The following is an 18,850-nucleotide window of genomic DNA, read 5'->3' as shown; positions in this document are numbered from 1 at the left end:
TTGCACACACGAGTCAGACTTTATGCAACTTAAAGCGTTTTGCGATTCGACGGAGCCACCAAGAACCGCAAAGACGCGTCGAAACAATGAGTTAGAGCGAACAAGCGTTCAGTCATGAACGCGCTTTGCTCTAGTGTGAAAGCACCGCATAGGAACGGGCGGATCCCTGCCCTCGTCGACCCGGAAGCTGGAGGTCGCCTTCTCCCGGGAGGACGAGGCCGAAACCCGCCCGTCATTCCCCTCGTAGCAGGGGGAAATGCGTGATGATCAGGCCGCCTTGCTCTCGGCCGGCGCATCCAGCGTCTGCAGGACCTCGAAGCCCTCGAAGACGGGATGGCCGAGCGTCAGCGCCGGGCCCTTGCCGGCATTGCGGTGCGACAGACGGAAGGCCTCGGACTGGGTCCAGGCCTCGAAATCGGCCTTGGAACGCCAGACCACATGCGAGGAATACAGCACATGGTCCTCCCGCTCCGGACCACGCAGCAAATGGAAGGAGACGAAGCCCGGCAGCTTGTCGATATGCACTTCACGATCGCGCCAGACGGTCTCGAAGTCCGCGGTGGACTCCTTCTTCACCTGGAAGCGGTTCATAGCGATGAACATGGATAGTTCCTTTCTTGAGTTAAGATCTTGGACATTGGACGGGCACGATGCGCGAGACGGCGCCTCCCGGTGGAGGCGGCGGCGATATCGCGCGGACGGCTGCAAGCGCAGCTCGGTCCAATGCAGAATCCCCCGACGCACTGTTGAGGCGTATGCCGCCGACACTGCCGGAGGCGGAGACGTTGAAGGCAACGGTGCTTCGCTTACCACCCTGGCAAGCAATGCCGCCCATCGCCCTTACACGTCCATTCACCGCGGCAACGAGAATAGCGTTATATTTTTGCAGAGCCGCAGCACGCGTGTGCGCACTCTCCGCGACACCGATATCCGATATGGCCCCCTCCCCGCCTTTCTGAGCGCGGCGAATCTGCGTGGTCGTATCGAGCTTGGCCAATCGCTTGACCTCTGGCTTGTCCTTGACCGGCGCCTCGACCGCCTTCTTCTTGACAGGCTGGTCCTTGGGCTTTTCCACTTTCTTCTTCGGCTTTTCCGGAGCGGGTTTCTCGATCACCGGCTGTTTCGGCTCAGTCACCGTCTCGCTCGGCACAGTGTCGGGAACGGTCGCGACGGTCGCACTGGGCTGCGTTGACGTCGTGGTGACGACGTCAGGCACCAGAGCTGCCAACTTCTCTGGCTCGACAGGTGTCGGCGGAGCCTCTTCGGCCGCCCGAGCGGGCGGAGGTTCGACGCTTTGCTCGTGGGGTGTCACCGGCTCGGCAGCCACCGCATCGGGCGGAATCGCCGTGACGGTATCCTCGGTCAGCGTTTCGCTCTCGGCCACCGGCGAGACGACCTCCTGCGACAACGGCGTGCTCGCCTCATTCACGGCATCATTCGACGGTGCCGGCATCAGCGATGCCTCGATCGGACGATCGAGGCGCGTTTCCACGCCGTCATGCGGCACCATTACCCAGGCACCGGCGAAGACAGTCAGATGCAGGAGCGCTGCTCCCGCGATCATGCCGACGCGCCAGTCCCTGAAGATGTCGATCGATGTCATGGCTGCACGATCACGGCCGCGGGGCCGCGTTGTCGGCCTTGCCGATGAAGGCGAGCTGGCTGATGCCGTTACGGCTGAGATTGGCCATCAGATCCAGCACCTTCTCATAGGGCACGCTGGCGTCGGCACGGATATGGGCCATCACCTTGGGATCGGCGGCGAGACGGGCGCGGATATCGGTGTCGAAAGCCTCGCCGCTGCGGGCGTCCTGCCCGATATAGAGCGAGCCGTCCGCCTTGATGGAAACCACCAGCGGCTCCTTGGTGGGCGACATCGCCGCCACGCCGCTCGCCTTGGGCAGATCGACCTTGACGCCGGCCGCCAGCATGGGCGCCGTCACCATGAAGACGATGAGCAGCACCAGCATCACGTCGACGAAGGGCGTCACATTGATGTCGGAGACGGCCTTGGGCGCCCAAGACCCATAGCCAGACCCTTCGCCGCCTTCGGGCTCCTGGAGGGAGAAGCTCATTCCGCCGCCTCCCTGAAGCCGGCAACCTTGACGGACGTGCCACGGCGGGTCGCCATGGCTTCCGCCTCGCGGCGCAGGATCTGTTCGAACAGCCGGCCGAGGCCGGCCATGCCCTGCGACAGGCGGTTATAGGCGATCAGCGCGGGAATGGCCGCCACCAGGCCGAGCGCCGTGGTGAACAGAGCCTCGGCAATGCCGGGCGCCACTGTCGCCAGCGAGGTGTCATTGGCGCCGGCAATGGCGGAGAAGGAATTCATCACGCCCCACACCGTGCCGAACAGGCCGATAAACGGCGTCACGGCGGCAATGGTCGCGAGGATCGACAGGCCGGCATCGCTGGCGCCGACCAGCCCGCCAGCGGCCTCGCGCATCGCCCGCTCGATGCGCCCCCGATACTCGCCGCCGGTCTCGCCGGGGACGGCGAGTTGCGCCGACTGCTCCCCCTGCCCGTAAAGGCTCTGGGCCAAAGTCGGCGCGGCGCCAAGGCCCTTGGCTGTCGCGGCTCGGAGAAGCCGGCGCAGCCTCCCCTGTCGCCTTACCGTCTCGAAGCTCAGCCCCCAGGACAGCACCGAGGAGATCACGAGGATCAGCATGACGGCCTTCACCACCGGATCGGCGTTGAGCAGCATATTCACGAAGGAAAAATGCGTGGCGGTTTCGGTCATGGCACTCTCGCTCTCACTCTTTGTTTCGACGCCTGCTTGAATCAGGCCTCAATTGAAGAATTTGGCCTCACTTGAAGAATTTGGGTCCGGCCTTCGAACTGACGCTGACCGCCTCGAGACAGGAAGCTTCCCCCGCCTTGGCATTGACGAACTGGCAGGTCGGTACGTCGTTGAGCAGGATGCTGCCGATGCCGTCGCAGGCGAGTCCCGCGACGTCGAAGGCCTTCACGATGGTCTTGTTGGCAGGGATCGGGGCAAGATCGACGGCCAGACGCTTGGCGACAACGCCGTCCGCGCCGAACATCACCAGATCGGCGCGCAGGCTCTGCGCCGCTTCCGCTCGCCCGTTCACCAGCACCATGGTCAGCCGGCAATTGCCATTCTGGGTCTCGAGCTTGTTGAGATCGATCGACACATCGGCAGCCAGGGCCGGCAGGGGCGCCATGACGGGCACCAGCACGGCGAGAACGGCGGCGAGGCGGGACGGTTTCATCATGCGGCTTGATCCTGTGGAACGGCGTGCATGATGCTGGGGCCGCCATCCTGGATGGCCGTGCCCACGCGCACCTTGAAGACACGCTCGATGAGGGAAGGTGTAAGGGTTTGCGCCATGGCGCCCTGCGCCGCAATGCGGCCGCGATCGAGCACCAGCGCATCGTCGCCATAGATCGAGGCCAGCGTCAGATCATGCAGGGTGACCACCACGGTCGCGCCCTGTTTCGCAAATTGCCGGGCCTGGCCGAGCAGGCGGTGCTGATGCTCGGGATCGAGGCTGGAGACCGGCTCGTCCAGAATGACGAGATGCGGCTCGCCTGCCATGCTGCGGTCGAAGATCTGGGCCGCGGCCTTGGCGAAGGCCACGCGCTGGCGCTCGCCGCCCGAGAGCATGGTGACGGGGCGGCGGGCCAGGGAAGCGAGATCGGCGCTGGCAAGCGCTGCCGCGATCGCGGCCTTGTCCCGCGCGGCGCGCGGCGTGCCGGCATGGCAGAGCCGGCCCAGGGCGACGATGTCCTCGACGCTGTAGGCAAAGGGGCAATCGAAATGCTGCGCCATATAGGCGCGCTGGGCCGCCATCGCCTGCGGGCGCAGGCCGATGAGCGGGCGGCCATCGAAGTCGATCCCGCCGCCGGCCGGGCTCATGGCACCGCCGATTGCCGCCAGCAATGTCGTCTTGCCGGCACCATTCGGTCCCATCACGATGAGAACGCGGCCTGATATGGCTGAGAACGAGATCTCGTGCAGCACCGGGCGGCCGCTGCGTTCGACCGTGAGGTTACGGACCAGAAGATTGCCGAACTGGAGATTGCCATCTTGGAGGCTCATGCGCGCTGGGCCTTTTTCAGAATGGCGATGAAGACCGGCCCGCCGATCAGGCTGGTGACCAGTCCGATCGGCAGCTCAGCCGGCGTGATCGCGACCCGGGCCACCGTATCGGCAGCCACCACCAGAGCGGCCCCGAGCAGAGCAGAAGCCGGCAGCACGAAACGGTAGCGCTGCCCGCCCAGCAGGCGCACGCAATGGGGCGCGATCAGGCCGACAAAGCCGACCAGACCGGTAAAGGCGACGGCCGCGCCGATCGCAAGGGCGGTCGCTGCGATCACGGTGCGCTTGAGATGGACGGTGTCGACGCCGGAAAGGAAGGCTTCGCTTTCGCCGAGCGTGAAGGCGTCGAGCCCGCGCGCCTGCCGAGCCAGCAACACCGTCGCCATCGCGAGTGCCACGCCCGTAGCCACGACGGCGACCCAATTGGCGCCCGAGAGCGAGCCCATCATCCAGAACTGGATCGACCGGAGCTGGGTATCGTCGGCGATAGTGATGAACAGGCCGATCACCGCCATCGCCAGGGCGTTGATGCCGATGCCGGCCAGTAGGAGATTGGCGATGCTGACATGGCCGTCACGGTCGCGCGCAATGCGGTAGGTGAGCACTGTGGTCAGCCCGCAGGCCGCAGCCGCGGCGGCGGGCAGCGCATAGCTGCCGAGACCACCCGTACCGCCGACATGTTCCAGCAAGACGATGCCGGCGACCACGGCGAGGATGCCACCCGAAGCAGCCCCCGTCAGGCCGGGATCGGCCAGCGGGTTGCGAAAAAGCGCCTGCATGCCGGCACCGGACATCGCAAGGCCCGCTCCGACCAGCATGCCCAGGAGCACGCGTGGCAGACGGATATTGACCAGGATGCCCGAATAGAGGTCCCAGCTGCCAGTCGCGGTCGAGAACCAGGTCGAGACCGGGATACGCACGCCGCCGAAGCTGAGGCCCATGGCCAGGGCCGCTGCCAGCAGCAGCGCAAGGCCAGCCTGCACCAGTGCCTCGCGCCGGCGTGGCGAGAGAGCTTGGGAAAGGCTTCGCGGCGTGGCTTGCACCAGACTCATCACCCTACCCCGAGAAGCGGTCCGGATGCAGGCGGCGCGCCAGCGACTGGATCTGCGTGGCGGCCGACGGCCCGAAACTGAACAGCGTGGAAAGATCGGTCTCGACCAGCCGGTCGGGCCTGCCTGCAAAGGCCGAGGTCAGTCCCAACTGCTCGAGAAAGACCGCCGCGCCGCCGGTGTTGGAGACGACAGCGCTATCCGCCAGGATGAAATCGGGCGGCGTCGCGGCGAGCACCTCGCGCGACACCGGCTTGAACAAGGGGAAGTCTCCGAACGCATTGGCGCCGCCGGCCAGGGCATAGGTGGCATCGACCAGCCCCATCTTGCCGCCCGCCATCGGCGTGCCGCCGTCGATGGAACGGATGAAGCCGATCTTGGGATGGCTGGTGATGCCGTCGAGACGCTTGGAGACATCGGCCATGGTTGAAATCACCGTGCCCGCCAGAGCCTCTGCTTCCTTCTCGCGCCCGAGCAAGCCGCCGACATGCTTGATCTTGGCGGCCATGCCCTCCCCGTTCAAGGGGAAGGAAACGATCTCGATGCGCAATCCGGTGCTGCGCAGCTGCTCCACCGCGGTCGGCGGTCCCAAATCGCGATTGGCGATCAGGAGGTCCGGCTTGAGGGAGAGGATGCCTTCCACCGAGATCTGTCTGAGATAGCCGATGGACGGCAGTTTGGTCACCTCAGGCGGCGCCTTGGAGGTGGTATCGACGCCCTGGATGACCGAGACGCCGGCAAGCTTGGCCACGATCTCGGTGACATCAGCGCCGGCGCAGACCACGCGCTGGATGCCTTCGGCGCGAGCTATGCCCGGCAGGGCCAGCAAGGCGAGCGCGCCGGCCAAGACGCCCCCTGCCAGGACATCACGACGGCTGAGTTCGGAAGTTCTCATCACCGCCTCCTCACTTGCCCGCGAGCTTGACGGTAAGCGCGAACTTCGCCGCCAGTCCGGTGGAGTAATCGGAATTGAGGAACGCCTTGTAGCGGCGATCGAAGATGTTATCGACCGCCAGGCTGGCGCTGACATTATCGCTGTATTTGTAGCTGGCGAAGACGTCGACCAAGCCATAGCCGCCGCTGGGTTCGGTCACCCTGCGGGAGGTCGCACCGACCAGGGTGACCCGCGAACCGACGGTCAGGCGATCATCCCAGAAACGCAGGCCGACGGTACCGCTGACCTTGTTGGGCGCCACCGAGTTCAGGGGCTGGTCGGTCACCCGGTTCTTGCCGTTGGTGTGCGATCCGGCGATCGACACGAAACCGGCACCCCAGTCATAGGCGGCCTCGAGTTCGACACCCATCAGGCGCGCCTTGGCAATGTTCTGATATTGCTGGGTGGGGAAGCAGATCTGCGGGTTCGGATTGGGGACGTTGCAGACAAACGGGGGAATGCCCGGGAAGCCCGGCACATAGGGAGCACCGGCGACGATATCGATATAGTCGTCGACATTGTTGACGAAGCCGTTCAGCTTGGCACGAAACGTATCGCCCTCCCGGAAGACATTGTCATACTTGGTATTCACGCCGATCTCGAAGGTGTGGCCGACTTCGGGCCGCAGGTTCGGGTTGGGCTTGATGGGGAAGGACGGGATGGGATGAATACCGTCCATGAGCGTTTCGCTGATCGACGGCGAACGGTAGCCCTCCGCATAGGTACCGTAGAGTTCGATACCCTTGATCGGCGTCACGCCGATGGTGATCTTGGGCGACAGATGACTGCCGTCGGATTCGTACTTGCCGCCTTCGAGCTGGTAGTGATCGTAGCGCAGGCCTCCAACCACTCGGAGCCAATCGCCGTAGCGGACCTCGTCCTGGACATAGGCGCCGAGAAGGCGCCTCGTGCCCGACGGCGTGAAGGCGGTGACGAAGCCGCCGGCCCCGTCCCGCGTCTCGACCCGATCGAAGGCGGCGTCGACACCATAGGTCAAGGCATGGTCGAAGGCGCCCGTCGAGAAGCGCGACGTATTGTAGACGTCGAAGCCGAACGTCCCGACCTTGTCGGAGAGCTTGTCCCCCGGCTGCACGCCCAGGCTGGCATAGGTACCGGGAACGATGATCGTCTTCTCGTTCTCGGTTTCCGAATAATAGACCTTTGCGTTGAAATTGATCAGCGGGTTGTCGGGGCTTTCGAACTTGTAGCCGGCCGTGAAGGTCGAGGTGACAACATCATTGCGCCAGCGTGAATTGCCGCGGCTGGTATTGTTGTTGTCGAAGTCGAACTTCTGGCTCATCGCGCTCAGGCTGACGGTCTGGCCGTCGCCCGGATGATAGTTGAACTTCAGCAGGCCGCCGAAATTGTTCTTGCCGGTATAGGTGACGCGATCGTTGTTGCCGTCACGATAATCGCCGGCACCGCGATAGATGAACTGGCCATAGATGTCGGCGACCGTGCCGAAGCGCATGCCTGCCGAGGTCGAGGTGAAGGCGCCCAGACCATTGGAGGAAACGCCGACCTTCTGCTCCACGCCCCAATTCTGGTCAGGCGTCAGGATGGAATCGATGCCGCGGGTGGTGAAGGAGGCCACGCCGCCGATGGCACCCGAACCGTAGATATTGGAGATCGGGCCGCGCACGATGTCGATATTGTTGATGAATTCAGGCTCGAGATAGAAGCTGCCCTGCGCATTGTGGCCGGTGATCTGGTAGTCCTGCCGCGCACCGTCGACCAATACGTTGACGCGGCCGAAATCCTGCATGCCGCGAATGTTGATCGACTGCATGGGATCGTTCGAACTCACCTGCGTGGCGACACCCGGCACCGTCTTCAACAGATCCGAAACCGAAGCGGGCTGGGCCCGGTCGATCTCCGCCTGGGTGATCTGGCTGACGCCACCCAGCGTGTCGATCAGCTTTTCCGAGGTCTTGGTCGCCGTCACCGTTACGGTGTCGAGCACCACCGGTTCGTCGGCTGCGGCGGCCTGGCCGGCGGGAGCCTGCTGCGCGCGCGCCAACGTCACGCTTCCCGCCAGCAAGGCAAGAGCGGCTACCGTCGCAAGGCTGCGACTGCGCATGTAATTCGACCTGACCATCTCGGCTCCGCAACGTATAATTATTCAAAACTGCGCTGCAGATAATTTATCTTGTAGAAGCAGGCGCCGTTTCATACAGTTTTCAGCGATTTGCGGCAGCAAATGGGGTGTGTCAAGGGATTAATGCCTGATTATATTGATATAATCTGCGCAGTTTTGCTTAGTTCTAAACTGCAATAACAAGCTTAGGTCCCAGTTTTGAATTTCTCTATTTTGCGCCGATCAGAACCGAGGGAAAGAAGGGAAATGAGCGAGTTAAAACAACGGTGGCAGGCTCTCCGGGAAAGTCAGTCCGGATTGCGCATTCGCGATGCCGCGGCGCAATTGGGGGTTTCGGAAGCCGCCCTGCTGGAGACCCGGATCGACGAAGGCGCGAGGCGCCTGGCCGTCCGGGTCGACGCGCTCTGCGCCGCCCTGCCGCATCTGGGTACCGTAATGTCACTCATCCGCAATGAGTCGGCCGTGCACGAAAAGGATGTCGCCTTTCCCGCCGGAGCCGAGTCGGATGGCGAAATTCGCTTCGCCGGCGAGGGGTTCAGCCTTACCTTGATACCATCTTCGGTTGCACACGCCTTCTATGTGGAGGATGCCAACCCCAAGGGACCGTTGCGCAGCATCCAATTGTTCGATGCGGCGGGCGGTGCACTCTGGAAGATCTATGCCCGTGACAAGGCCGATCACGCCGCTTTCGAGCGACTGCTGGCCGAACTCGCCTGGCCGGACGGCGTTCAACCCATTCCCTTCTCCCGCCCCGCCTCAGCATCGACGGACGCCGCTCCGGCCGGCAACCCGACCGACCTGCAGGCTGTGCTGGAGGCCGCCGCCGCCGAGGCCATTCCGGTCAGGCTGGAAGTCGCCAATCACGGTGTCAGGCAAAGCCATCGTGGGCCGCTGGCAAGGATCGTCAGGATGGGCCCCTGGCTCAACGTGCTCGATCCCGGCTTCGACTGGCACCTCAACGAGAAGCCTTTGTCAGGCGGCAGCATCGAGCTCGGCGACAGGCCGATCCTCGTGTTGCACCTCGCTTCGGGCGGCGAGGCGGCGCGGCTGCAGGCCGATGACGGCGCCACGGCCGATCAGCAGGCATCCTGGCGCGGCATCCTGGAGAAGGCGGTGACGTCATGAACCAGGCCGTGACCGCGCGCCTCACCGGTGCGATCCCTACTCTCGCCTCGCTCAGCTTCGAGGAAACCACGCAGTTCTACCAGAGGCTCGGCTTCGAGGTCCTGCACAGCGACATCTCCTTCCTGCTCCTGCATCGCGACGGCGTGCGTCTCAGCTTCTGGCTGACGGGCAACCGCCGGGTGCCGCAGGCCACAAGCTGCTGGCTCGAGGTCACCGGCATCGCGGCCCTCTACGAGCATTTCAACGCGCTCAACATCGTGCACCGCAAAGGCCATCTCGAGGCCAAGCCCTGGGGAACGCATGAGTTCTCGATCACCGATTGCCATGGCAATCTGATCCGCTTCGCCGAGCAGTTGCAGGACCATTGAGGCTTCACAAGTCGCCCCCTGGCTTCGGTCCGGACCTTGTTCCGGCCAGAGCCAGGGGTTTCGCTCACAACGTCACCACGACCTTGCCGAACTGCTGGTTGCTCTCCAGGAAGCGATGGGCCTCGACGATCTCGTCAAAGGCGAATGTCCTGGCGATCACGGGACGGAGCGCGCCCTCCCGTACCCCGGCGAGAATGAAAGCCTTGGCGGCTTCGAGGCGCGCGGGGTCACCCGTGATCTCATGGACGAGATAACCGCGCAGCGTCAGGCTCTTGCTCAGCACCGTGAACAACGGAAAGGGGGTCGGCGCGCTGCTCAATCCGCCATATTCGATCAAGATGCCGCCACGCGCCATGGCTGCCGTGAGGGGCAGGAAGAGCGGGCCGCCGATCGGATCGAATACCGCGCGCACCCCTTGCGGACCGGCGATCGCCCCTAGCCGCGCTTCGAGGTCTTCCTCCTCGGCAGCGATGACGTCGCCTGCACCATGATTCAGCAAGGCCTGCCTCTTGGCGGAAGTCCGGGTGATCGCGACCGGCTTGGCGCCGACACGATTGGCGATCTGGATCGCCGCCAGCCCCACACTGCTCGAGGCCGCCGTGATGGCCACGAAGTCCCCCGCCCGGATCCCGGCAATGTCGACCAGGGCGCCGTAGGCGGTGAGATAAGGCATCCAGAGCGCTGCGGCATCGGCCCAGCCCAGTGACGGCGGATGCTTGACCACGAGTTCGGCGGGAAAGCTCGCCAACTCGCCATAGGCAGGCCAGCGCACCATCGATTGCGGCGGGACGATGCTGACGGCGTCGCCGAGCGAGAAACCGTCGACGCCGGCACCGATGCCTTCGACCACGCCGGCGGCTTCCAGGCCGAGGCCCGACGGCAGGACCGGCGTCTCGATATAGCTGCCTCTGCGCAGCAAGGCTTCCGCCCGGTTTAGCCCCAGCGCCTTGACCTGGATGCGGATCTCGCCCCGGCCCGGTGTGGGAAGCGCGATCTCCTCGATGCGCAGCACCTCCGGGCCGCCATGGCTATGGAAGCGAACGATACGAGCCATTTGGTAGAACTCCTAATCAATGGAACCGAATATGGTATGCACCTCCTCATTTCCGGGATAAATGCTGTGTCAGGAAGAGCAGAAGAAACCATTGGTTTTGAATAATGGATCGCCTCGCGAGCATGGCCGTCTTCGTCAGGGCCGTCGATCTCGGTTCCTTTGCGGCGGCGGCCGCCGCGCTCGACTTGTCCGGGCCGATGGTGGGCAAGCATGTCCGCTTCCTGGAAGAGCGCCTCGGCGTCCGCCTGCTCAACCGGACCACCCGCCGCCAGAGCCTGACGGAGTTCGGACGTGCCTATTACGAGCGTTGCCGCATCGTGCTCGCCGAAGCCGAGGCCGCGGACGCCCTTGCCGCCGACCAATTGTCCGAACCGCGAGGCACGCTGCGGGTCGCGATGCCTGCTCTGTTCGGCCGCCACTGCATCATGCCGGTCCTGCTGGAGTTGGCGCGGCGGCATCCCGCCCTCGCATTCGATCTTTCGCTCGGCGACCCCATCATCGATCTTGCCGAGAATGGCTGTGATCTGGCGATCCGCACCGGCACCCTGGACGACAGGGCCGGCATCATCGCGCGCCGCGTCGCGCGCCAGCGCATGATCCTATGCGCCGCCCCGTCCTATCTCGCCGATCATGGCACGCCCATGCAGGTCGAGGACCTCGCCGGTCATGCCTGCGTCATCTATCGCCGCTCGGGCCGGATCCGTCCCTGGCTTTTCCCGACGGCGCAGGGACAGCCGCGGGAATTCATGCCGAACGGCCGGTTGCGGCTGGACGATCTCGACGCCATCGCCGATGCGGCGGCGGCCGGCATGGGGCTGGCCTGGCTCCCTTCCTGGCTGGTCCGCGAACGTATTCAGGCCGGCGCCCTGGTCAAGCTCCTGCCGGACCGGCCCGATTTTCTCTATGACGCCTATGCGCTATGGCTTGAAACGCCGCATCTGCCGCTGAAGGTGCGCGTGACGGTCGATGCCCTGGCTGCAGCCCTGCCGGCGATGATGACCTGACAGCCGCCCTAGAGCCAGTTCCAGAGGCAATCCGCGATCAGACCAGCAAACAGGATGGCGCCAGCGTCGCGGTTGGAGCGGAACAGGATCAGGCTCAGCGCGCCGTCGCGATGATCGAAGCGCATGACCTGCCGGGCGAGATGCACGGCAAAGCCGGCAAGACCGAGATAGGACAGGAGGCCGGCGCCATTGGTGGCCAGCGCCAGCCCGATCAGCACCACTGCGCCGGCGTAGAACGCACCGACCGCACCGCGCGCCTTGTCGTCGAACAGCAGCGCCGTCGAGCGCACGCCGACGATCGCATCGTCCTCCTTGTCCTGGCAGGCATAGATGGTGTCATAGGCGATCACCCACAGCACCGATCCAGCGAACAGCAGCAGCGCCGGCAGGGCCAGCCCCGCCGCGACGCCGGCCCAGCCCATCAGCGCGCCCCAGGAAAAGGCAAGGCCAAGAACGGCCTGCGGCCAGGAGGTGATCCGCTTCATGAAAGGGTAGACGGCCACCACCGCCAGCGAGGAAATCCCCAGCAGGACGGCGAAAAGGTTGAACTGCAGCAAAATGACAAGACCGATCAGGCCCTGCGCCCCCAGCCAGGCCGCGGCGGCAAGGACGGTGACCTGCCCCGACGGGATTGGCCGCGAGCGCGTGCGCTCGACCTTGCCGTCGATGTCCCGGTCCGCGAGATCGTTGAGCGTGCAGCCGGCGCCGCGCATGACGAAGGCGCCGATCAGGAACAGCGCCAGATGCCAGAGTGTCTGGCCGGCCGTGCCATGATGAAGGGCAACGAGGGCCGCCGACCACCAGCAGGGCCACATCAAGAGCCAGCCGCCGATCGGGCGATCGGCGCGCGACAGGCGCAGAAAAGGTCGCCAGGCAGCCGGCGCGTGGCGATCGACCCAGTTGCCGGTGGGTGCGTCGGCCACCTTGTTCGCCAGCCCGGTCAGACCAGCCTCGGCGGGACGCGGCACCATGCCGGCACTCTCCCTTTACTGCAGGCGCAGATTGACGGGTGGCTTGGGCGCTGCAGGCCCACCCCCGCCGCGACCAGGCTGCGGCGCGGCCTGCTGGCGCGGCGGATGGGCGCAGATCTTCGCCTTGGTTTTCTGAGTCTGGGCCAGGTCTGCCGAGATTTGCCTGACATTCTCGTCCGTGATCGAGCAGAACTCCTTGTTGGACTGCATGTAGTCCAGCATCTTCTTGTCGTTCTCGATGTAGGAGGAGAGACTGCCGCAGAACTCGTTGAATGTCTTCTTGGCCTGTTCGAAGGTCTTGGGCCGCCCGCGCTTGTTGATCGCCTGCAAAGCCAGTGCGATCTTCCCACGGCGATCGATCATCGGCTGCAGGTCCTTGTTGCAGAACTGGTTGCCGATCGGAGCCGACTCCTGCGCTGCGACCGGTGCTGCGGCCAGCAAGGTGCCGGCGACGAGGGAAATCGAAACGAGACGCAACATGAGGACATCCGCAAGATTGGTGGTGACACTCTCGATACAGAGGAACTATTGATCTCGCAAGTTCGGGGCAGCTTGATGGCGTGTCCACCCCCTATTTTTCTGCAAGCAGGTTCTTACCGACCGAGCACGTGGCTCGGTCGGTAAGAACCTGCAAGATCTCAAACATTTGCAGAGTATCTCGATATTGCCCCCTGGTGGGCGACCTCGAAATACTCTGCTTAGAACAAAGACCCGGTACATGGCCGCCTATGATTTTCTTTCCGTCCGGCTTTTCGTCGATGCGCCGCTCGGCGAAGGACAGCCGGTCGCGCTCGACAAGACGCAACAAAACTATTTGGGCAATGTCCTGCGCCTGAAGTCGGGTGCGCGCATCCTGGTCTTCAACGGCACGGACGGCGAATTTGCCGCCGCGGTCGCGCATGAAGGCAAGCGCATCGGCCTGGAGGTGGAGGAGCAGACCCGGCCCCAGACCCCGATACCGACACTGCGCTGGCTGTTCGCCCCCCTCAAGCACGCCCGGCTCGACTACATGGTGCAGAAGGCGGTGGAGATGGGCGTCGGCACCATCCAACCCGTGATCACCCGCCGCACCCAGGTTTCCAGGGTCAATCTCGAGCGCATGCGGGCGAATGCCATCGAGGCGGCCGAACAATGCGGCGTGATTTCCGTGCCTGAGATCAAGCCGGAACAGAACCTGATGCGTCTTGCCGAAGACTGGAACCCCGACATGCATCTGATCTTCTGCGACGAGAGCGCTGCGATCGCCAGCCCGCTCGAGGCGCTCGCTGCCGTTCCCAGGGGGCCGCTCGCCGTGCTGATCGGCCCGGAAGGCGGTTTCGACGATGTCGAGCGCAGCGCCATCGGCCGCATTCCCAGCCATACCCGCCTCTCACTCGGCCCCCGCATCCTGCGGGCCGACACCGCGGCGGTGGCAGCCCTCGCCTTGGTGCAGGCTGTCCGCGGAGATTGGCGCTGAGGCGGGATCTCCTATGGAGCGCGGACTTCCAGTCCGCTCTTGGACTCACAATTCTCAAGAGACAGGAAAGTGCGGACATCGCGACATGCGAGCATATCGCTGCCATGTCCGCGCTCCAGTACCCCTTCTCACTTTTGACGCGATCTTGTATCGGCGCCTGATTGTTTTCCCGGATGGCACTGTCTATGGTCCGGGCCGTTTTGTAAGGTTCTCCCCGCATGGCCCGCGACGTAATCGATTCAACCCCCATTGGCTCGCGCGACGAACTCGTCGCCTGGATCGAAAAGGGCGTCAAACCGCCGTCCCAATTCCGGATCGGCACGGAGCACGAGAAGTTCCCCTTCCGGGCCGGCACGCACCAGCCCGTTCCCTATGAAGGTCCCAACGGCATCCGCGCCTTGCTCGAGGGCATGCAGGCGATGCTCGGCTGGGAGCCGATCATGGAAGGCGAGCATATCATCGGCATGCTCGACATTACCGGCGGCGGCGCCATTTCGCTCGAACCCGGCGGCCAGTTCGAACTCTCCGGCGCGCCCCTGCCCTCGATCCATCAGACCTGTTCGGAAATCCACGCCCATCTCGCCCAGGTACGCGAGATCGGCGGCCCGCTCGGCATCCGCTTCCTGGGCCTTGGCATGTCGCCGGTATGGACGCGGGAGCAAACGCCGCGCATGCCCAAGCGCCGCTACGAGATCATGACGAACTACATGCCCAAGGTCGGCGTGATGGGCCTCGACATGATGTACCGGACCTCGACGGTGCAGGTGAACCTCGACTTCTCCTCCGAAGCCGACATGGTGAAGAAGCTGCGCGTCTCGCTCGCCTTGCAGCCGATCGCCACTGCCATCTTCGCCAATTCGCCCTTTCTGCACGGCAAACCCAACGGCTTCCTGTCGCTACGCTCGGAAGTCTGGCGCCACACCGATCTCGACCGCACGGGCATGCTGCCCTTCGCCTTCGAGGATGGCATGAGCTTCGAGCGTTATGTCGACTATGCCCTCGACGTGCCGCTCTATTTCGTCAAGCGCGGCGACGTCTATCATGACGTGGCCGGCTCTTCCTTCCGCGATCTCCTGGCCGGCACCCTGCCGCAATTGCCGGGCGAGCGCGCCACCATGTCGGACTGGGCCAACCATCTCGGCACGCTATTTCCGGAAGTGCGGCTGAAGCGCTATCTGGAAATGCGCGGCGCCGATGCCGGGCCGACCGGCAAGCTCGCGGCCTTGTCGGCCTTCTGGGTCGGCCTGCTCTATTCCAACGAGACGCTCGACGCGGCCTGGGACCTGGTGAAGGACTGGAACGAGGCCGAACGCCAGGCCCTGCGCGATTCCGTCAGCCGGCAGGCCCTGAAGACTCCCTTCCGCCGCGAGAGCATCCGCGACATCGCCCTCAGGACCCTCGCCATCGCGCGCCAGGGACTCAAGGCGCGCAACATCGAGGATTGGGAAGGCCGCAACGAGGAGCATTTCCTCGACGGCCTGGACGATGTCGTCGAAAGCGGCGTCACCGCCGCCGATGAGATGCTGGCCCGTTTCCATGGCGAATGGGGCGGCAAGATCGATCCGGTCTTCGACGAAAAGGCCTATTGAACCAGCCGGGCAAAGTCCGTTCGATCAAAACGCTCTGGCGCTGCGAAATAACGGGTGCTGCTTGGCCCAGCACCCATTCGTCAGGCAGCTATTGCAGCCCGGCCTTCGGCAAGGGTCGGGCCGCCGGAGGTGTTGGGCCGCCGCCATAGAATTTCGATGCCGGATTGGCCTGCAGGAAATCATACACCACCATCCCGATCGGCCGTTTCGGGCGTTCCGCCCCTGGCTGTTGCCACGGCACGACTTGCCGCAAGGCCGCGAGAGCTTCGGAAGGTGCCTTGCCGAAATTGCGGGATGGATTCTGGATCTTTCGGATTTCCATCCAATAGCTCGCCGTGAGCAGGTCATGTGCGAGCAATTCGAAGGACAGGTCGACGGCCTTGCGGGCGCGCTCGGTCTTGATCCTGGTCTGCGCCTGGAGGTCTTCGACCGTCGAGACGATGGCCTGCCCGGCCGGCGTGACGGGCGTACCCATCTCCGAAAGTTCCTGCCACAGGTCGGTCGGCAGATATCCGCCGAACGTTGGCGTGTTCCTGCGTGTTTCGGCGTTCAGGATATCGGCCGGCTTGACCACCGTGAAGAACGGGTTCTTGAACCGTTCGATCCGTTGGGAGACCGCAGCGCCCATATTCGTCAGTGCAATGGTGAACGCTTCGACCTGATTGGCAAGGGGATAGGGGTCCCAGTTCGCGTTGGAGAAGATGTAACCCTGCTTGCCGCCACTGAGAGGCCCACCCTTGACATGGTATTTCATGAATTGGGGTGTGCTCAGTTCCCAGGAACTTTCGGGCGTGAGCCCCGGCATGGTGGCCGGATTGTGGTCCGATGAATTGATGGAAAGGCTGACGGAATCCCTGAGTTCCGCCCAGGCATGCCAGGCCGATCCCTGTCGCTGGCTCGAGGCCCGCATGCTCTCCGGATCCTGAATGATGCGCGCGGGATCGTCATCGAACAGATAGCTGCCCCTGATCATGTCCATGATGCGGGCGGCGTCCCAGGTCAGCCAGTCATAGGGACGCATCGCTTGGACCGGAGCCGAAATCGGCGTCACGCTGGAATTCATGCCCAGCAGGTCCATTGCGTAAGTGAGATCTGCCCATTCCAAGAGCCTCCGGGAGTCTTCGAGCAGCAGAACCGCTTGCGCCTGCGCATAGGCATTGGTGCTGATCAACGCCGCCTCGTCCGCGGCAAAAGGTTCGAGGGGCTTGATGCCGGCCTGGGCGAGAGCCTGGGAGGCGGGCATTCTGACGCCGCGATAATAGGCGTCCCCTTCCCCGACCATCGCGGCCCCGATATTGCCCATCGTGTTCAGATCCCCCTCGCCGAGCGTGCCGCGCGACTGCACGACGGGAGTGACCCGCTTGTTCAGCATGTGGACGAGAATTTGCGTCAGAGGCGGACTGGCCGCCTCGTATGACATCGTATTGGCGCGAATGGCCATGATGGCCCGCACAAGAGCCTCTTCCCGGATCTCCGGCCCATAGCCATCCCTGACACCGTCCTTGAAGCGCGCGAGCTGCTGATCCTTCAAGAGCTTGGTGTTTTCCGGGGTCGTCGGATCGCCCGAGAATATCACCGTCTCGCGCTGATCTCCCGCACCACGATTGAACCAATAGATCGTGACGTTCTCGGCAGCGCCCTGCAGCAAAAGGCCATAGGCATCGGCCGAGCGTCGACGCGCTTCGGGGCTGAGCTCGACCTTGGCGCCATTGCGGGCGATCTCGACAACCTGCCGGTAGGTAAGATCGCGTCCCGTCAGCGTGACCGTCTTTTCGACCTCTGCCTCGGTGATCGGCAGATATCTGTTGGTGTCTTCAAACGCTATCGCGTGCGGCACTGAGGAAAATAGGAAAGCAACGACCGCGGCAGTCAAAAATAGACGAATTGGATACCTGGTACGCCTCAACATACGCATTTCTCCTATCGGTTAGCGGAAAGCTCCCAATACAACGCTTCACTAATTAGAAAAAAATATTCATATAAGTAAAAATCCCTGCAGCTCCTTGTCAATCGGGCCAGTGAAAATTCGGATCGCCCAACCGCCACTGCCGGTATCGAAGCCTGTTTGGCAGGCCCGTCATTCCGGCCCGGTTGAAGCGTCCGCGTCCCGCAACCATCAATCGGCGCGATGACTTCCATTCGCGAGCTTGATTGGACCGATCCGGCAAATCCCCCGATAATCGAGGCCATGAGCAGTACGACTTTGAATGCAGGGCCGGGCGGGGCAGCACCGCTCGGAGCCATCGATCTCGGCCTCTATGCCGGGGTGGTCTTCGTGTGGGGAACCTCGTGGATCGCACTGCACATGCAACTCGGCGTGGTCGCGCCGGAAGTCTCGCTGCTGTGGCGCTTCCTGCTCGCCGCGGTGATGATGCTGGGCTGGGTCATGCTATCGGGTGGCCCACTATCCTTCGCCTGGAAGGACCATCTCGGCTTCGCCGGGCTCGGCCTGCTGCTCTTCTCCAGCAATTTCCTGTGCTTCTACTATGGCGGCCTGTCGACGCCATCCGGCCTGCTCGCCGTGGTCTTTTCGCTGACCTCGGTGTTCAACATCGTGCTGAGCGCCCTCATATTCGGCCAGAAGCCCAGCCCGCGCTCGGTCATCGCCGCCTTGATGGGTTTTGCCGGCGTCGGCTTAATGTTCGCGCCGCAACTCGCCGGCGACCATCTTTCGAGCGCGGCCCTCACCGGCCTCGTTCTGTGCGTGGTCGGCACCCTCAGCTTCTGCTTCGGCAACATGCTGACCCTCAGCCTGAAGAAACGCGCCATTTCCCTGACCTCGGCGACCGCCTGGGGCATGGTCTACGGCTCGCTTTTCTTGTTTGTCTTCAGCATCGCACGCGGTCAGGCTTTCATCATCGAGCCTAATCTGCATTATCTCGGCGCCCTGCTCTGGTCGGCCCTGCTCTCCTCGGTCGCCGCCTTTGCCGCCTATCTCACTTTGCTGTCGCGCATCGGAGCCAGCCGGGCCGGCTATTCCACCGTGCTGTTCCCGGTGGTCGCGCTGGCCATTTCGACGATCTTCGAAGGCTATGTCTGGACCACGCTCGCCATATCAGGCCTCGCGGTCGTGCTCGCCGGCAATCTGCTGATGCTGACCGGGCGGCGCTGATCATGCCCCTGGAAGCGCGGACGTCCC

Annotated in this window: 19 protein-coding genes; 6 read left to right on the top strand and 13 right to left on the bottom strand. The window is 63.8% G+C overall.

Annotated features, from left to right (window positions below):
- Positions 1-267: 267 nt before the first annotated feature.
- The 9 genes from hmuQ to ACN6KF_RS02645 all read right to left on the bottom strand — a co-directional run bounded on the left by hmuQ (position 268) and on the right by ACN6KF_RS02645 (position 8,144).
- Positions 268-603 carry a heme-degrading protein HmuQ gene (gene hmuQ / locus ACN6KF_RS02685; protein ID WP_105862441.1) on the bottom strand — a complete coding sequence of 112 codons (336 nt, stop codon included), beginning with the start codon at positions 601-603 and terminating at the stop codon, positions 268-270.
- Positions 604-622: 19 nt separating this feature from the next.
- The gene (tolA, locus tag ACN6KF_RS02680; RefSeq protein WP_434955347.1) at positions 623-1,603 is read right to left on the bottom strand and encodes a cell envelope integrity protein TolA; all 981 of its coding nucleotides are present in this window, start codon (positions 1,601-1,603) and stop codon (positions 623-625) included.
- Positions 1,604-1,613: 10 nt separating this feature from the next.
- Positions 1,614-2,075, bottom strand: coding sequence for an ExbD/TolR family protein (locus ACN6KF_RS02675; RefSeq protein ID WP_434955346.1), 462 nt, complete (start codon positions 2,073-2,075; stop codon positions 1,614-1,616).
- A complete protein-coding gene (locus ACN6KF_RS02670) occupies positions 2,072-2,740 on the bottom strand; it encodes a MotA/TolQ/ExbB proton channel family protein (protein ID WP_434955345.1) in 669 nt (222 codons plus the stop codon). The genes ACN6KF_RS02675 and ACN6KF_RS02670 overlap by 4 nt, the downstream gene beginning before the upstream one ends.
- A 67-nt stretch (positions 2,741-2,807) precedes the next feature.
- The gene (locus ACN6KF_RS02665; RefSeq protein ID WP_434955344.1) at positions 2,808-3,236 is read right to left on the bottom strand and encodes a hypothetical protein; all 429 of its coding nucleotides are present in this window, start codon (positions 3,234-3,236) and stop codon (positions 2,808-2,810) included.
- The gene (locus tag ACN6KF_RS02660; RefSeq protein ID WP_434955343.1) at positions 3,233-4,063 is read right to left on the bottom strand and encodes an ATP-binding cassette domain-containing protein; all 831 of its coding nucleotides are present in this window, start codon (positions 4,061-4,063) and stop codon (positions 3,233-3,235) included. Before ACN6KF_RS02660 ends, ACN6KF_RS02665 begins: the two co-directional genes overlap by 4 nt.
- Positions 4,060-5,115, bottom strand: a complete 1,056-nt coding sequence (locus tag ACN6KF_RS02655; RefSeq protein ID WP_434955342.1) for a FecCD family ABC transporter permease — start codon at positions 5,113-5,115, stop codon at positions 4,060-4,062. Before ACN6KF_RS02655 ends, ACN6KF_RS02660 begins: the two co-directional genes overlap by 4 nt.
- Before the next feature lie 4 nt (positions 5,116-5,119).
- Positions 5,120-6,007 carry a heme/hemin ABC transporter substrate-binding protein gene (locus ACN6KF_RS02650; RefSeq protein ID WP_434955341.1) on the bottom strand — a complete coding sequence of 296 codons (888 nt, stop codon included), beginning with the start codon at positions 6,005-6,007 and terminating at the stop codon, positions 5,120-5,122.
- A 10-nt stretch (positions 6,008-6,017) separates the two neighbouring features.
- Positions 6,018-8,144 (bottom strand): TonB-dependent hemoglobin/transferrin/lactoferrin family receptor, encoded by a 2,127-nt coding sequence (locus ACN6KF_RS02645; RefSeq protein WP_434955340.1) that lies wholly within the window; start codon positions 8,142-8,144, stop codon positions 6,018-6,020.
- A 246-nt stretch (positions 8,145-8,390) separates the two neighbouring features.
- Between ACN6KF_RS02645 and ACN6KF_RS02640 the strand changes: the two genes are divergently transcribed.
- Both ACN6KF_RS02640 and ACN6KF_RS02635 read left to right on the top strand, forming a co-directional pair.
- On the top strand, positions 8,391-9,269 hold the full coding sequence (locus ACN6KF_RS02640; RefSeq protein ID WP_434955339.1) for a ChuX/HutX family heme-like substrate-binding protein: 879 nt from the start codon (positions 8,391-8,393) through the stop codon (positions 9,267-9,269).
- Positions 9,266-9,637, top strand: a complete 372-nt coding sequence (locus ACN6KF_RS02635) for a VOC family protein (protein ID WP_149251795.1) — start codon at positions 9,266-9,268, stop codon at positions 9,635-9,637. The genes ACN6KF_RS02640 and ACN6KF_RS02635 overlap by 4 nt, the downstream gene beginning before the upstream one ends.
- A 64-nt stretch (positions 9,638-9,701) precedes the next feature.
- On the opposite strand, the gene ACN6KF_RS02630 is transcribed toward ACN6KF_RS02635, so the two are convergent.
- On the bottom strand, positions 9,702-10,691 hold the full coding sequence (locus ACN6KF_RS02630; protein WP_434955338.1) for a zinc-dependent alcohol dehydrogenase family protein: 990 nt from the start codon (positions 10,689-10,691) through the stop codon (positions 9,702-9,704).
- Between the two features lie 104 nt (positions 10,692-10,795).
- On the opposite strand from ACN6KF_RS02630, the gene ACN6KF_RS02625 reads away from it, so the two are divergent.
- Positions 10,796-11,695 (top strand): LysR family transcriptional regulator, encoded by a 900-nt coding sequence (locus ACN6KF_RS02625; protein WP_434955337.1) that lies wholly within the window; start codon positions 10,796-10,798, stop codon positions 11,693-11,695.
- 8 nt (positions 11,696-11,703) lie between these two features.
- Here the strand turns inward: ACN6KF_RS02625 and ubiA are convergent, their stop codons facing one another.
- A complete protein-coding gene (gene ubiA / locus ACN6KF_RS02620; protein ID WP_434959600.1) occupies positions 11,704-12,663 on the bottom strand; it encodes a 4-hydroxybenzoate octaprenyltransferase in 960 nt (319 codons plus the stop codon).
- Between the two features lie 18 nt (positions 12,664-12,681).
- Positions 12,682-13,146, bottom strand: a complete 465-nt coding sequence (locus tag ACN6KF_RS02615) for a hypothetical protein (protein WP_434955336.1) — start codon at positions 13,144-13,146, stop codon at positions 12,682-12,684.
- A 238-nt stretch (positions 13,147-13,384) separates the two neighbouring features.
- Here ACN6KF_RS02615 and ACN6KF_RS02610 point away from each other — a divergent pair, with 238 nt between their 5' ends.
- Both ACN6KF_RS02610 and ACN6KF_RS02605 read left to right on the top strand, forming a co-directional pair.
- A complete protein-coding gene (locus tag ACN6KF_RS02610; RefSeq protein ID WP_434955335.1) occupies positions 13,385-14,122 on the top strand; it encodes a 16S rRNA (uracil(1498)-N(3))-methyltransferase in 738 nt (245 codons plus the stop codon).
- A gap of 218 nt (positions 14,123-14,340) precedes the next feature.
- Entirely contained in the window at positions 14,341-15,711 is a 1,371-nt protein-coding gene (locus tag ACN6KF_RS02605) for a glutamate--cysteine ligase (RefSeq protein ID WP_434955334.1), read from the top strand.
- 88 nt (positions 15,712-15,799) lie between these two features.
- Here the strand turns inward: ACN6KF_RS02605 and ACN6KF_RS02600 are convergent, their stop codons facing one another.
- Positions 15,800-17,548, bottom strand: coding sequence for an aromatic amino acid ammonia-lyase (locus ACN6KF_RS02600; RefSeq protein WP_434955333.1), 1,749 nt, complete (start codon positions 17,546-17,548; stop codon positions 15,800-15,802).
- 351 nt (positions 17,549-17,899) lie between these two features.
- Here ACN6KF_RS02600 and ACN6KF_RS02595 point away from each other — a divergent pair, with 351 nt between their 5' ends.
- Complete coding sequence (locus ACN6KF_RS02595; RefSeq protein WP_434955332.1) at positions 17,900-18,823, top strand: DMT family transporter; 924 nt, start codon at positions 17,900-17,902, stop codon at positions 18,821-18,823.
- Positions 18,824-18,850: the final 27 nt, after the last annotated feature.

The organism is Labrys methylaminiphilus subsp. lupini, from assembly GCF_051161885.1.
Classification (GTDB): Bacteria; Pseudomonadota; Alphaproteobacteria; order Rhizobiales; family Labraceae; genus Labrys.
This window is presented reverse-complemented; position numbering and strand designations above follow the sequence as displayed.